At 63.7% G+C, this 13,921-nt stretch carries 11 protein-coding genes; 3 read left to right on the top strand and 8 right to left on the bottom strand.

The features are described from left to right. Positions 1-320: 320 nt before the first annotated feature. From trhP to VA599_RS13130, 7 genes are all read right to left on the bottom strand, one after another. Positions 321-1,667, bottom strand: a complete 1,347-nt coding sequence (trhP, locus tag VA599_RS13160; RefSeq protein WP_346788938.1) for a prephenate-dependent tRNA uridine(34) hydroxylase TrhP — start codon at positions 1,665-1,667, stop codon at positions 321-323. Positions 1,668-1,692: 25 nt separating this feature from the next. Continuing rightward, on the bottom strand, positions 1,693-2,112 hold the full coding sequence (locus VA599_RS13155) for a hypothetical protein (RefSeq protein WP_021477935.1): 420 nt from the start codon (positions 2,110-2,112) through the stop codon (positions 1,693-1,695). Positions 2,113-2,271: 159 nt separating this feature from the next. After that, a complete protein-coding gene (locus VA599_RS13150) occupies positions 2,272-2,487 on the bottom strand; it encodes a hypothetical protein (RefSeq protein WP_021477934.1) in 216 nt (71 codons plus the stop codon). A 21-nt stretch (positions 2,488-2,508) separates the two neighbouring features. Beyond that, complete coding sequence (locus tag VA599_RS13145; RefSeq protein WP_346788926.1) at positions 2,509-3,336, bottom strand: ferritin-like domain-containing protein; 828 nt, start codon at positions 3,334-3,336, stop codon at positions 2,509-2,511. 75 nt (positions 3,337-3,411) lie between these two features. After that, positions 3,412-7,308 (bottom strand): ATP-binding protein, encoded by a 3,897-nt coding sequence (locus VA599_RS13140; protein ID WP_346788925.1) that lies wholly within the window; start codon positions 7,306-7,308, stop codon positions 3,412-3,414. Positions 7,309-7,310: 2 nt separating this feature from the next. Beyond that, positions 7,311-8,045, bottom strand: coding sequence for a response regulator (locus VA599_RS13135; protein WP_104946893.1), 735 nt, complete (start codon positions 8,043-8,045; stop codon positions 7,311-7,313). Then, the gene (locus tag VA599_RS13130) at positions 8,042-9,271 is read right to left on the bottom strand and encodes an EAL domain-containing response regulator (protein ID WP_346788923.1); all 1,230 of its coding nucleotides are present in this window, start codon (positions 9,269-9,271) and stop codon (positions 8,042-8,044) included. Before VA599_RS13130 ends, VA599_RS13135 begins: the two co-directional genes overlap by 4 nt. 281 nt (positions 9,272-9,552) lie before the next feature. On the opposite strand from VA599_RS13130, the gene fliW reads away from it, so the two are divergent. Both fliW and VA599_RS13120 read left to right on the top strand, forming a co-directional pair. Continuing rightward, positions 9,553-9,996, top strand: a complete 444-nt coding sequence (fliW, locus tag VA599_RS13125; RefSeq protein ID WP_346788922.1) for a flagellar assembly protein FliW — start codon at positions 9,553-9,555, stop codon at positions 9,994-9,996. Beyond that, positions 9,993-10,562 (top strand): DNA-3-methyladenine glycosylase I, encoded by a 570-nt coding sequence (locus VA599_RS13120; RefSeq protein ID WP_346788921.1) that lies wholly within the window; start codon positions 9,993-9,995, stop codon positions 10,560-10,562. The genes fliW and VA599_RS13120 overlap by 4 nt, the downstream gene beginning before the upstream one ends. A gap of 78 nt (positions 10,563-10,640) precedes the next feature. Here the strand turns inward: VA599_RS13120 and clpB are convergent, their stop codons facing one another. Continuing rightward, positions 10,641-13,220 carry an ATP-dependent chaperone ClpB gene (clpB, locus tag VA599_RS13115; protein WP_346788920.1) on the bottom strand — a complete coding sequence of 860 codons (2,580 nt, stop codon included), beginning with the start codon at positions 13,218-13,220 and terminating at the stop codon, positions 10,641-10,643. Positions 13,221-13,378: 158 nt separating this feature from the next. On the opposite strand from clpB, the gene VA599_RS13110 reads away from it, so the two are divergent. Beyond that, on the top strand, positions 13,379-13,852 hold the full coding sequence (locus VA599_RS13110; protein ID WP_346788919.1) for a hypothetical protein: 474 nt from the start codon (positions 13,379-13,381) through the stop codon (positions 13,850-13,852). The last annotated feature ends 69 nt before the right edge of the window (positions 13,853-13,921 follow it).

The raw sequence follows: 13,921 nt of genomic DNA, 5'->3' as shown, positions 1-13,921 counted from the left end.
TTTAATAAAATCAACGCATTCACATTTATGTCATTACTTTTTAACCATATTCCCGAATGCGCGCAAGCAGGTAAAAGGTAAACGTTCAGACCAAAAGCGCGTGACGGCCACGCCCCGCCTTGCAATCGGCGGCGCCAGACTCGCATCGGCTCCCCGCGGCCCTTTGCCGGCCGGCAATTCAAGACATTGGCATCAAAAAACAAATGATCGACCTGCCGCGTGGAAATCGCGCAACACCAGCTTGCCGCCAGGCTGCGCCCGGTAAAACAAAAAGGCTGCCAAGGGCAGCCTTTCTTTGATACGACGCGGACGCTCGGAGATTACAGCAAGCGGGTAATCAGCGCCTTGCCGTCATAGCCGGCCAGGCCCGGGATGCGCACTTGCATGCCATTGCCCGGCGCCACCTGCACCGGCTCGCCGTTGCGGGTCATCTCGGCCAGCTCGATCACGCGGTTGCCGGACGGGTGAATCACCTCCAGCTTGTCGCCGACGCCAAAGCGGTTCTTCACCTCGATCAGCGCCCAGCCATCGGCGTCCACCTCGATCACGTCGCCGACGTATTGGCTCTGCTTGGCCTTGGAATGGCCGGTCAGGTAGTTCTGGTAGTCCTGGCTCTGATGGCGCTCCAGGAAGCCCGGCGTGTAGCCGCGGTTGGCCAGGCCGTCCAGATCGGCCAGCAGGCCGAGGTCGAACGGGCGGCCGGCGACGGCGTCGTCGATCGCCTTGCGATACACCTGCGCGGCGCGCGCCACGTAGTACAGGCTCTTGGTGCGGCCTTCGATCTTCAGCGAGTCCACGCCGATCTTGACCAGCTTCTCCACCTGCTCGACGGCGCGCAGGTCCTTGGAGTTCATGATGTAAGTGCCGTGCTCGTCCTCGATGATGGGCATCAGCTCGCCCGGACGGCTGCCCTCTTCGATCAGATAGGTCTTGTCGGCCAGCGGATGGCGCTGTTGGCTGCCGCAGGACGAGAAGCTCTGGTTGGCTTCTTCCATCGCCTTGTTGAAGTCGAACTGGATCACCTGCACGTCGCCGGCGGCATCACCCTCGGTATCGTGCATCTTGTAATCCCAACGACAGGCGTTGGTACAGGTGCCCTGGTTCGGATCGCGGTGGTTGAAGTAGCCGGACAGCAGGCAGCGGCCCGAATAGGCGATGCACAAGGCGCCGTGCACGAACACTTCCAGCTCCATGTCCGGGCATTCCTGACGGATCTCGGCGATCTCGTCCAGGCTCAGCTCGCGCGACAGGATGATGCGCTGCACGCCCAGCTTCTGCCAGAACTTGACGCCCATGTAGTTGACGGTATTGGCCTGCACCGACAGGTGGATCGGCACTTCCGGCCATTTTTCGCGAACCATCATGATCAGACCCGGATCGGCCATGATCAGCGCGTCCGGCTTCATCGCGATGACCGGCTCCATGTCGGCCATATAGGTCTTGATCTTGCTATTGTGCGGCAGGATGTTGCTGGCGACGAAGAAGAGCTTGCCGCGCGCGTGGGCCTCGTCTATGCCTTGCTTCAGCTCTTCCAGCTTGAAGTCGTTGTTGCGGGCGCGCAGGCTGTAGCGCGGCTGGCCGGCGTACACGGCGTCGGCGCCGAAATCATAGGCGGCGCGCATCTTGTCCAGCGTGCCGGCGGGCAGCAAGAGTTCGGGTGCTTTGATCATTGCGTGGGGAATTCTCGGTGTATCAGTTGAGCAGACAGGAAACCGGCAGCGGCTCCCTGTCCGGCTTGACGAAGGCCTTGCGCGCGGAGTCCGTCTGCAGACGCTCCGCGGAATAGTATTGCTCCAGCACGGCGCGGGCGTCGCAGGCCAGATCGCTGCAGCGGTCGAGGAAGGCCGGCCAGTCCTCCATCAGCGAGGGGCAGGACTCGACGCGGCTGTAGGCGATGGCCAGCAGCGCCATCGTCAGCGTATGGTTGTACTTGGTGGCCGCGCCATTGGCCATCGCGAAACGCGACAACGCATGCGCGCAGCGCGCGGCCGCTTCGGGGGCCGGGTACTCCCGGCGATAACCCCAGGCTGCGTACAGGTGGGCTCGATGATTGAAATCCGACGCAGGCAGCGCATTGGCTTCCAGCTGACGCAGGAATACCTGGTGCTCCATTATGCAGACACTCCGCAAGTGCAAAAAACGACAGGCCCCGCACCATAGCGGAGCCTGTTTTGAATTTTATCCGGTCGCGATTATGCGCGGCCGAAAGGACAGCGTCAAGCCCGCCTGACGCATCCCGGCAACTTTAAGCCGCTGTTTTTAAAAGCCGTTTCATTTTCGTGGTTTTTGTAAAAGAGCCAATAGCGAACTTAGCTGTCCCGCCAGCGCCAACAGCAGCAGCAACGGACACAGCAGCGCGGCCAGCGCGCCTTCGGCGGCCCCGCCGCGCCAGAACGCAGAAGCCAGCATGAATATCAGGGTGGACAGCAGCAGCGTGGCGACGGCCAGCTTGCGATTGTCGCGCATGCGTTGGAACAGCTTGATCATGAATACCTGCTTCGGTGAGATTCAACGGCCGTCGGAGACGGATTCGGTCAGCCGCGCCAGCGCTTCCAGCTCGTCGGCGAAGAAGCCTGCCTCGGCGCGGGCGGACAGATTATAGTCGCCGGGATGCAGTTGCATCGCGTGCTGCTCCAACAGACCGCGGAAAGTGGCTTGCGGTTCCAGGCCGCGTTCGCGGCACAACCGGACGAACCAGCGGTTGCCTATCATCACGTGGCCGACCTCGTCGCGCAGAATCACGTCCAGCACCGCGACGCTGGCGTGGTCGCCGATGCCCGCCAGCCGGCGCTGGATGCCCGGCGTCACGTCCAATCCCCGCGCCTCCAGTACTCTGGGCACCAGCGCCATCCTGACCATCGCGTCGTGATCGGTCTTGCGGCACATGGTCCACAGGCCGTCATGTGCCGGAAAATCGCCGTAGGCGAAACCCAGATCGGCCAAGCGTCCCCGCAGCAGGCGGAAATGCCCGGCCTCCTCCGCCGCCACCGTCAGCCAGTCGTCGACGAACTCATCCGGCATGTCGCGGAAACGCCAGGCGGCATCCAGCGCCAGATTGACCGCGTTGAACTCGATGTGGGCGATCGCATGCAGCAAAGCTCCGTGTCCATGGCGGGTGGCGAGGCTGCGCCTGGACACGCGCACCGGATGCACCAGCTCGGGGCGCAGCGGCCGGCCAGGCTGCGGCAAGGCATAGGCGGCGGGAGACGCCTCCCGGACCAGCAGGCCGCCGCGCCAGTCTCGGCGCAAGCGCTCCGCCAGCGCCAGCTTGTCGTCCACGACCGGACACAGCAACGCCTGCTCGATCAGCGGATAAAGCGATTGGGCTTGGTTCATGAAGGCGGATTCTAAGCCGGCCCCGCAGCCTGGCCAAGCCTGGGCGGGATCAACCGGCCAAACGGCGGGCGAGTCCTACTCGGCCATGGTCTCGTTCTGGCTGGCCAGCCAATGGTCGAATACCGCCAGTTGCTCTTCGAGGAATGCCATTTTTTTCCGGGCCAGCTCCAGATCGCGCGCCTTGCCCGCCTTTTCCACCGCTTCGGCGGCGTCGCCCATACCGTTGGCTCCCACCATGCGGCTGGCGCCCTTGATGCGGTGGGCGGAAAAACCGACGCGCTCGGCGTCCTCCGCCTCCATTCCCGCGCGCAGCTCGGCCACATCCTCGTTATTGCCGGTCTGGAATTCGCGCAGGATTTCCAGCTCCACGCTCAGCTCGCCGTTGCTGTACACCTCAAGCACGCTGCGATCCACGGGAATGCCCGAAGCGTCAGGCGACGGCTCCTTCCCGGCCTCCTCCTTGCTCCCGAGAGCGGGCGGCGCGACATCGGCCGCGGGAAGAGGCTGCTCCAGTGAGGCGCTCATCCATTTGCGCAGCGTGGCTTCCAAATCCAGGATGGACAGCGGTTTAGTCAGGAAATCGTCCATGCCTGCCTCGCGTGTCTTGTCCACCTCTTCCTTGGCCGCATTGGCGGTGCAGGCGACGATGGGAATGCGGCCGCGCTCGGGGTGGGACTCCTCATGCGCGCGCACCAGCCTCGCCAATTGGTAACCGTCGATGCCGGGCATGTGGCAATCGGTCAGAATCAGCGAATAGCGCCCAGACAGCCATTTGCTGAAAGCGCGGTCGCCATCCTCGGCCCAGTCCGCCGGATACCCCAGCTTCTCAAGTTGCTTCAACGTCAGCTTGCGATTGGTGGGATTGTCCTCGGCGAACAGGATGGGAAACAATCCGCAGCCCGCTCCGATTTCCTTGTCGGCCTGCGCCGCGGCGACCACGGCCTCCACCAATGGCACGCGTTGCTCGGGCAGCAGCACCGGCTCCACCAACTCGGCCAGCCACTCCACCTCCATCAACAGCCGGGCGCAACTGCCCTTGCCCTGCTCGCTTTCCATTTCCACATGCCCGCCCATCAGACCGGCCAGACGCCGGCAAATCGCCAGGCCCAGGCCGGTGCCGCCGAAACGGCGGGTGGTTTCGGAGTCGGCCTGGGTGAACGGCTGAAACAGCTTGCTCAACTGCTCCTGCGACATGCCGATGCCGGTATCCTCCACCTCGAAGCTCAGCACCTGGTAGTTGGACACCGTGTCCATGACCTTGACCCGGATATCCACCCGCCCGCTGGAGGTGAACTTGATGGCGTTGCTGATGAAATTCTGCAGGATCTGCCGCACCCGCAGCGGGTCGATGACCAGCGTCGGCGCCAGCTTGTCGTCCAGCGTCAGCGCCAGCTCCAGCCCCTTCTTGCTGGCGTTCTCGTGGTAGAGGCTGCGCACGCTGTCCATGAACGGGCGGATCGCGGTGCGCGCGGGCACGATTTCCAGCCTATCCGCCTCGATCTTGGAGAAATCCAAGATATCGTCGATCAGCCGCAGCAAGGTATTGGCGGAATCCTGGATGGTGGAGACGGTGTCGCTTTGCTCGGCGTCCAGACGGGTCATCGCCAGCAGCTCCAGCATGCCCAGCACGCCGTTCATCGGCGTGCGGATCTCGTGGCTCATCGTGGCGAGGAAGGCGCTCTTGGCGCGGTTGGCCGCGTTGGCCTGGTCGCGGGCCATCCTCAGCTCGAACTCGGCCATCTTGCGCTCGGTGATGTCCAGGCAGGCCAGGATGATCACCGACTCGTTGGCGTCAGGGAACAGCAGTTGTCCCTCGAACAATACCCAGATCGGCCGCCCGGTGCCGGTCAGGCACTCCAGTTCGCAATGGATGCGGGCATTGTCCTGCTGCATCTTGGACATTTGCTCCGCCAGCTCATACCAGCCATGCTCGGAAGCCAGCAGCTCCATCAGGTGCATGCCCGAGAGGCCGTATTCGTCGCCGACGTCGAATATGCTCTCGGCCGTGAGGTTGGCGCGAGTGATCTGAAAATGCTCGTTCAAACGCAGCAGGCCCACCGGCGACGCCGAATACACCGCCTCCTCCTCTTGCAGCACCGCGCGCAGCTGGGCTTCCGACAGCTTGCGCCGGTCCTCTTCGGCGTAAAAGCCCAAGATATTGGCGTAGGCGCCCAGCAAAGGCAGGATGCTGATGCCCAGCTGCGACAAGGTAGGCCGCAGCAGGCATACGCCAGCCGACGCTTCGCCGCCCAGCATCACCGGCAGCGACACCCAGGAGGGCTGGGCGGTCAGGCTGCGGAACAGCGCCGCCAGCGGCACTTCCGTCTGGGACAGTTGCTGCGGCAGCGGCAGAAAAGCAGGCCAATCCCCGGCCTGGGGCTGCAGCCCCTCGTCGCCGTCCTCCCTCACCGCCCAGGCCACCAGCAGACACTGCTCGGAACTGGTGAATTCGAGGAAGGTATCATGCAGCCTCTGGAAGACATCGCCGCGCTCGGCCCGCGACAACAGCATCGCCTCGATCTCCGAGATCACGGACAGCAGGGCGACGCTGCGCTCCAGCGAATTCTCCGCCAGCCGCCGCTTATGCTCGTCGCGCACGATCAGGATGTCGAGCCGCCGGCTGCGGTCCTCCTGGAACCGCCCCACGCTCAACATCGCGTGAAAGCGCTCGCCGCTGCTGCCCATGCCCTCGACCGGCATCGTCCGGCCCGCCTGCACCTCCAACGCGGCCAGCACCGACAGCAACTCGTCGTCCACCACGAACAACTGCCGGGCGGGGGTGCCGATCAAGACATCCATGGGATAACCGAACATGCGCCCCGCGCCCTCGTTGGCCATGTCGATCACGCCGTTCTGGTCGATCACCAGCATCGCGTCGCCCGACACGTCCAGCATGCGCTGCAGGAAGTCCAGCGGCTTGAGCACCTTGCGCACCACCACATGAAACAAGAAGCCCAGCAGCGCCAGCATCGCCAGCCCAAACACGCCCTCCCGCAGCAAGGTGTTGCGGTAGTTGGAGCGGTTGTCTTGCAAGGTCCGCTGCGCCCGCTCGCCGATGGCCACCCGGATCTTGTCCAGCGAGCCGGACAGCTGCAGCAGATTCCGCCGGTAGTCGGTGGCCTGGCTGAATTGCATGCGGCCGTCCACTTGCTCAAGTTGCAGCTGGGTCAGCAGTTGCAGGCGGTTCGCCTGCATGGCCAGTTCCCCGAACTGGCGCGACAACTCGGCATCGCCTATGCTGCCCAGCAGCGACTGCGCCCGCCCGAGCAACAAGATGCTGGCGCTCAGGCCGTGGGCCAGCTCTAGCTCGGTCCGCCGCTCCAGCCGGCTCCTCAGGCTCGAACGCAGCACCAGCGCCTGCGCGCTGGAATTCAGCCAGTAGCCCAGCATCGCCGCGTCCTGCCGCAGCCAGACCAGATTGCTGATGCGGTATTCCCCGCCTGCGGCCATGCTCGCCACCACCTCGTCCAGCAGCAATTGCGACTGCTGCTGCACATCGCGGGTGCCCTCGTACAGCTTGACGAGTTGAGCCTCCCTCCCGTCGGCGACGCCCTTCATCGCCTGCCGCGTCGACACCCGCAACTGCTGGAACCGCTTGATCGACTGTCTCAACTGTTCAAGACGCCCGGCCGAGCGTGCCTCGTCCTGGCCATGCCAGTCCGTGAGCAGCGTCAGGAAATCTTCATCCACTTGCCGCGCCAGGCTGCTCAATTGAGCTTCGTCCGGGCGCTTCTCCAGCAGCCCCTCCATCAGCAGGCCGCTTTCCTTGAGCTGCAGATTGGCGAAATTGCGCAGCCCGTAAGCATCCTGATTCAAATGCACCAGCAACTCGGACTGCTGATAGGCATTCCAGGCGGAGAACTGCAGCACCGCCACCACGCCAGCCTGCAACAGGCCGAGCAGCAGCACGATGGCCAGCACGCTGCGGCCAATCGCCATCGCCTGAGTTCGGCTGCGTCCCGACAACTGCATGCCTAATGCCTCGCAACGGATGGATTGGCTGCCGCCTCATCGCTGTTCGCGACATAAATCAGCGCGACGCCGTAACGCTCGCTGAAATCGCGCAGCACGTTCAACTGGTTGGCCGAAATGCTGGCGCCGCGGGGCAGCAACAGGTGTCCGGCCTTGCTGCGCAGATCGCGGGCCAGCACCGAGCCGGGCTTGACCGTGTCCAGCGACAGGCACTTCTCCGCCGGCTCGTCCTGGGAAACCGGCGCGCGGGTCTCGAACAGCCGGCCGAATACCTTCTTGTCGTACTCGGTCCCGGTGGCGACATGGTAGTAGCTGAACGGATCGATCTCAGGCCGGTTTCGGCTCATCGCCACCTGTATCGATTTCTCCACTTCCGCCGGCTTCGGCGGCTTCACGACGAAGCCGTCGGCGTGCAGCTGGCTGGCGAGCACCACATTGGTTCGATCCGCGTGCCCGGACAGGAAAACGAAGGGGAGATTGGACGCGTTGGCAGTATGGCCGCACCGCAGCTCCTTGAGCAGATCCATGCCGTTCATCGGCTGCATCTGCACATCGCACAGCACGATGTCCACGCCCCGGATATCCAAAAGACGCATCGCCGTGGTGCCGTCCGCGGCCTGGAAGATGCGGTCCTGCTTGATGCCCATGTTCTGCAGTGCCTGGGAAATCAGCGACCGGACCAAGGTCTGATCGTCTACGATCATGATGCGCAGTCGGGCCAGGTCGACAGAGCTCATCGCGCGCCCTCCACCGGACTGCCGATGAGCGCCGGGCTACCCTCCGGCACCGCGGCCACCTCCAACGGCAACTCATCTTCCGGCACAATCATCGACACCGCATCGCCTACGCCCAAGCCGCACCCCATGGCCTGCGCCAGCACGATGCCCTCCTCATCCTCCAGACCCGTGGCGCACACCGGCGTCTGCGCCAGGCCGAAAGACTTCAGCAAGCGAAAGGCGCCCGGATCCTCTCCCAACAGCGCCTTCATCCACTGCAGCGCCTCCAGCGGCACATTGACCTGGTCGAAAGGCAAACGCATCAGGTTGCTGACCGTCAGCGACCCCTGGCCGAACCCGTCCGCCAGCAGGTGGAAACCCAGATACTTGATCTTGGAGATATTCTCGAAGCACACGGCGTCGGAACGCCGGTTCAGCCCGTCGGCCAGTTCGAACCCCAGACAGGCTGGCGAAACCTCGTATTGCTGCAACGCCATGAAGCAACGGTCGAACACATTGTCGGCGCACAGGCAGGCCTCATCGATCCGGATGTCCACCCGGCAATCATCGATGCCAGCGGAGAGGCGAATATGCTGCAGCAGGCGCGCGGTGCGCTCCACCACGATTTCCAGCAGGGCGGCCGACGCCATCCTTCGCCCCGCCAGCAAGGCCAGCAGGCGGTCGAACGCCAGCCTTCTGCCATCGGGCAGCCGCAGCGCGCGCAGGGAAAAGGACGCCAGCTTATGGCTGGACAAGGAACGCACAGGCGCGAATTCCATCCGGAAACTCTCCCCGCCCAGCTCGGCCAGCAACTGGGCGATATCGTCGATCCGCGGCGCCTCGCTGCGCTCCATCTCGTTGAATATGCTGTTGAGCGAGGAAACAAAGGCATCGGCGGAGTAAGGTTTGGACAGAAAGCGCGTGCAGCCGATGCCCAGGTTGATCGACATGTCGGCTATGGTCTGCAGGGTTTTGCCGTCATAGCCGGAAATGATGAGCAGCGCGGACTGATAGCCCAGCCGGGCCACGTTCTTGATGAAGTCGATCCCGTTCATGCCGGGCATGCCGATATCGGTGATCACCAAGTGGTAACCGCCCTCGCCGATGCTGCGCAGGGCTTCGGCCGGGTCGCTGAACTCATCTATCTCCACGGAGAACCGGCTGAAGAAGCTGGCCTGCCGCGAAATCAGCTTGCGCAGCACCAGCTGATCATCAAGTATCAGGAAGCGCTTCGGTTTCAGGTCCATGCCACGTTGCCCCTTCCAGACGGGCCGGACCCGGAGCGCCGGACGCCGGGCATGCCGCCTTGCCGATAGATGAACGCTGCGTGCAAACCGCGATACGACACGCGAAAAACGGCCCTGTCCACAACTCGAGATTTAAGACATTCGCGTAATGTCACGTAACGCAATACCATGTATAGGCTGACAAATTTGCCAGCACAAGCGGGGCCTGAGCGCGCCGTCGCGGCAAGGGCCGCGCTCGGGTATCATTCCCGACGGAACCCACTTCCGCACAGGAGAACGCCATGCGCTTCGATTCCAACCAGCTCGGCAACGTCGAGGTCGACGAGGCCACCGTCATCACTTTCCCGCAGGGCATTCCCGCGCTGGAAAACTGCACCCGCTTCAAGCTGTTCCACGACATCACCCACCCGGTGCCGCAAATGTACTGGCTGCAATCGCTGGACGATCCCGGCATCACCTTCAGCCTGGCCCAGCCAGAAAGGCTTGGCGTGCGCTTCCAGGTCGAGCTGTCGGATGAGGAGGTCGCGCAGCTCCAGCTCCAGGAGCCGCAGGACGCCGCCATCCTGCTGATGCTGTACCGCCCGCTGGACCAGCAGCGCGAATCCCACCCCGCGCTCGGCACGCTGCAGGCCAATCTGTGCAACCCGCTGGTAATCGGCCTGTCGTCGCGGCGCGGCATCCAGAAAACCGGCCTCAAGATCGACATCCTGCTGCATACGCCATGAACGAAACCCAGCGCTGCCCCTGGTGCGGCGACGATCCGCTATACATCGCCTACCACGACGAGGAATGGGGGCGCCCCGAGCGCGACGACCGCAAGCTGTTCGAGATGCTGATTCTGGAAGGCGCCCAGGCCGGATTGTCCTGGATCACCATCCTGAAAAAACGCGAAGGCTACCGCGCCGCCTTCCACGGCTTCCATCCGGAAAAAGTAGCGGAGATGACCGACGACGACGTGGAGCGGCTGATGCAGAATCCGGCCATTGTCCGCAACCGGCTGAAAATCCACAGCGCCATCCGCAATGCCAAGGTGTTCCTGCGGATGCAGCAGGAGCACGGCAGCTTTTCCGACTGGCTGTGGGCGCACGTCGACGGCAAACCCATCCTGCGGCGCCGCAGCGACGAGCGGGTACCGGCCAGCACCGAGCTGTCCGACCTCGTCAGCAAGGCGCTAAAGAAAGCCGGCATGAATTTCGTCGGCAGCACGGTGATCTACGCCTATCTGCAGGCCTGCGGCGTGGTCAACGACCACCTGCCTGGCTGTTTCCTGCACCCTGCCCGCGGCGACTAAGCAAGACGCGACGCCATGAAAAACGGCCGCTTGCGCAAGCGGCCGTTTTTTTGCTCCTGGAAAAGGGAGGATCGAGGCTCAGTCGAATGCCAGCCGGCCGTCGCGCGCCTCCACCATCACCGTGGACTTCGGCGGATACTTGCCGGCCAGGATGGCCTTGGCCAGCGGGTTCTCCAGCTCGGCCTGTATCGCCCGCTTCAACGGCCGCGCGCCGTAGACCGGGTCGAAGCCGGCCTCGGACAGCTGCGCCAGCGCCTCGTCGCTGATCTGCAGATTCAGTTCCAGCTTGGCCAGCCGCGCCTCCAGGCCCTTCAGCTGGATGCGGGCGATGGACTGGATGTGCTTCTCGTCCAAGCCATGGAACACCACCACCTCGTCTATGCGGTTGATGAACTCTGGCCGGAACTGGGTCTTCACCTCCGCCATCACGGCAAGCTTGATCACCTGATAATCGTCTGTCGCCATCGCCTGGATCTGCTGGCTGCCGATGTTCGACGTCATCACGATCACCGTGTTCTTGAAGTCCACGGTGCGGCCCTGGCCGTCGGTCAATCTGCCGTCGTCCAGCACCTGCAGCAGCACGTTGAACACGTCCGGATGCGCCTTCTCCACCTCGTCCAGCAGGATCACGCTATACGGCTTGCGGCGCACCTGCTCGGTCAGATAGCCGCCCTCCTCGTAGCCGACATAGCCCGGAGGCGCGCCGATCAGCCGCGCCACCGAATGCTTTTCCATGTATTCGGACATGTCGATGCGGATCAGGTGCTCCTCGCTGTCGAACAGGAAACCAGCCAGCGTCTTGCACAGCTCGGTCTTGCCGACACCGGTCGGCCCCAGGAACAGGAAGGATCCGTAAGGCTTGTTCGGATCGGCGAGGCCCGAGCGCGAACGGCGGATCGCGTCGGCCACCGCCGTCACCGCTTCATCCTGGCCCACCACGCGCCGGTGCAGCACATCCTCCATGTGCAGCAGCTTTTCGCGCTCGCCGGTCAGCATCTTGGACACCGGGATGCCAGTGGCGCGGCTGATCACCTCGGCGATCTCCTCCGCGCCCACCTGGGTGCGCAGCAAACGGTTGGGCTTGGCTTCGCCCTTGTCGCCGGCGGCCTCTGCCTCCTTCAGCCGCGCTTCCAGCTGCGGCAGCTTGCCGTACTGCAGCTCGGCCAGCTTCTGCCAGTCGCCCTTACGCTTCAACTCCTCCATGTCCACCTTCAGGCGGTCGATTTCCTCGCGTATGCTTTGCGTACCCTGCTGGGCGGCCTTCTCGGCCTTCCAGATATCTTCCAGGTCGGCGTATTCGCGCGACAAGCCGGCGATCTCGTCCTCGATCAGCTGCAGACGCTTTTGCGAAGCCTCGTCGCTCTCGCGCCTCACCGCCTCGCGCTCGATCTTCAACTGGATCAACCGACGGTCCAGCTTGTCCATCGCCTCCGGCTTGGAATCCAGCTCCATCTTGATCTTGGACGCGGCCTCATCGATCAGATCAATCGCCTTGTCCGGCAGGAAGCGGTCTGTGATATAGCGCTGGGAAAGCTCCGCCGCGGCGACGATGGCCGGGTCGGTGATGTCCACGCCGTGGTGGATCTCGTACTTTTCCTGCAGGCCGCGCAGGATGGCGATGGTGTCCTCCACCGACGGCTCGCCGACCAGCACCTTCTGGAAGCGACGCTCCAGCGCGGCGTCCTTCTCGATGTACTTGCGGTACTCGTCCAGCGTGGTTGCGCCCAGGCAGTGCAGCTCGCCGCGCGCCAGCGCCGGCTTCAGCATATTGCCGGCGTCCATCGCGCCATCAGCCTTGCCCGCCCCCACCAGGGTGTGGATTTCGTCGATGAAGATCAGCGTCTGGCCGTCGTCCTTGGCCAAATCGCTCAGCACCGCCTTCAGCCGCTCCTCGAACTCGCCGCGGTATTTGGCGCCGGCGATCAGCGCCGCCAGATCCAGCACCAGCAGGCGCTTGCCCTTCAGGCTTTCCGGCACTTCGCCGTTGACGATGCGCTGCGCCAGGCCCTCGACGATGGCAGTCTTGCCCACGCCCGGCTCCCCGATCAGCACCGGGTTGTTCTTGGTGCGGCGCTGCAGCACCTGGATGGCGCGGCGGATCTCGTCGTCGCGGCCGATCACCGGATCCAGCTTGCCCTGGCGGGCGCGCTCGGTCAGATCCAGCGTGTATTTCTTCAACGCCTCGCGCTGACCCTCGGCATCAGCGCTGGACACGCTCTCGCCGCCGCGCACCGCATCGATGGCGGCCTGGATGGAAGCGTGGTTGCCGCCATGCTCCTTCAGCAAGCGGCCGGTCTCGCCCTTGTCCTGGCTCAGCGCCGACAGGAACAGCTCGCTGGCGATGAAGTCGTCGCCCAGCTTCATCGCGATCTTGTCGGTCACGTTGAGCAGATTGGCCAGATCCCGCGACACGGTGATCTCGCCGCCATTCCCCTGCACCCGCGGCAAGCGCTCTACCGCCAGCTTGAGGCCGGCCTTCAGCGCAGGCACGTTGACGCCGGCGCGCGCCAGCAGGCCGCCGATGCCGGCCTCGGCGTCGTCGAGCATGGCCAGCAGCAAGTGCTGCGGCTCGATGAAAGGATTGTCCCCCGCCACGGCGAGGCTCTGGGCATCCCCCAGCGCTTGCTGGAATTTGGTGGTCAGCTTGTCGAATCGCATGGTGTCGGCTCCCCGGATGATCTGTCGATGACTTACATTTTGGGGAGGCCGACAGCCATTTCAAGAGTTGCCAAACGCCTGGAATTGACTACGCTCAAATCAATCAATGACGTTCAAATAAAACAAACGCAACCACCATCGCTCAGCAAGGGGAAGCCATGAAGCGTTTCGCATTGATCGCCGCCGCACTGTTCATTTCCGCCCCCCCCACCCAGGCCCAGGATTTTTCGCTTTTGCTGTTCGGCGCCTCGCTTCATCATGGCTGCACCACCTGCAACCTCAATCAAGACAATCCCGGCGCCGGTCTGGAATGGGCATTCGCAGGCGATCAGGATGATGGCCGCTGGTTCGCCCGAACCGGCGTCTATCGCGACTCTTTCCGCAAGGAAGCCAATTTCGTCACGCTGGGCTGGCGGCGCGAATGGAAAATCCTCGGCCCGCTCTTCGCCGGCGTCGGCCTGCAAGCCGGCTATCTGCACGGATCTGGCCACAACGGCCCAGCCGCGCTGCCCACCGTCAGCCTGGGCGGCAAATCCTTCGCGCTGGAGGTCGGCTACTTGCCCAGGGTCAATGTGGGCAGCCACCACCCCAAAACCTCGGTCACCACCTTCAATCTGCGGTGGACCCTATGACCGGTCCAGGCTTGGACGCGCTTGATCGGCATGCGACAATGGCGCCAAATCGACCGACCCTTCCCGCTG

It is taken from the genome of Chromobacterium indicum (genome assembly GCF_039708975.1).
GTDB lineage: Bacteria > Pseudomonadota > Gammaproteobacteria > Burkholderiales > Chromobacteriaceae > Chromobacterium > Chromobacterium piscinae.
Note: the sequence above shows the minus strand (reverse complement) of the source record. Positions and strands in the feature narration are given on the sequence as shown.

What these genes read in the sequence shown, in the direction of transcription:
- clpB (WP_346788920.1), bottom strand. Translation starts at nt 13,220, where the DNA reads ATGCGATTCGACAAGCTGACCACCAAATTCCAGCAAGCGCTGGGGGAT.
- VA599_RS13135 (WP_104946893.1), bottom strand. Translation starts at nt 8,045, where the DNA reads ATGAGCTCTGTCGACCTGGCCCGACTGCGCATCATGATCGTAGACGAT.
- VA599_RS13120 (WP_346788921.1), top strand. Translation starts at nt 9,993, where the DNA reads ATGAACGAAACCCAGCGCTGCCCCTGGTGCGGCGACGATCCGCTATAC.
- VA599_RS13145 (WP_346788926.1), bottom strand. Translation starts at nt 3,336, where the DNA reads ATGAACCAAGCCCAATCGCTTTATCCGCTGATCGAGCAGGCGTTGCTG.
- VA599_RS13155 (WP_021477935.1), bottom strand. Translation starts at nt 2,112, where the DNA reads ATGGAGCACCAGGTATTCCTGCGTCAGCTGGAAGCCAATGCGCTGCCT.
- VA599_RS13130 (WP_346788923.1), bottom strand. Translation starts at nt 9,271, where the DNA reads ATGGACCTGAAACCGAAGCGCTTCCTGATACTTGATGATCAGCTGGTG.
- VA599_RS13150 (WP_021477934.1), bottom strand. Translation starts at nt 2,487, where the DNA reads ATGATCAAGCTGTTCCAACGCATGCGCGACAATCGCAAGCTGGCCGTC.
- VA599_RS13110 (WP_346788919.1), top strand. Translation starts at nt 13,379, where the DNA reads ATGAAGCGTTTCGCATTGATCGCCGCCGCACTGTTCATTTCCGCCCCC.
- fliW (WP_346788922.1), top strand. Translation starts at nt 9,553, where the DNA reads ATGCGCTTCGATTCCAACCAGCTCGGCAACGTCGAGGTCGACGAGGCC.
- VA599_RS13140 (WP_346788925.1), bottom strand. Translation starts at nt 7,308, where the DNA reads ATGCAGTTGTCGGGACGCAGCCGAACTCAGGCGATGGCGATTGGCCGC.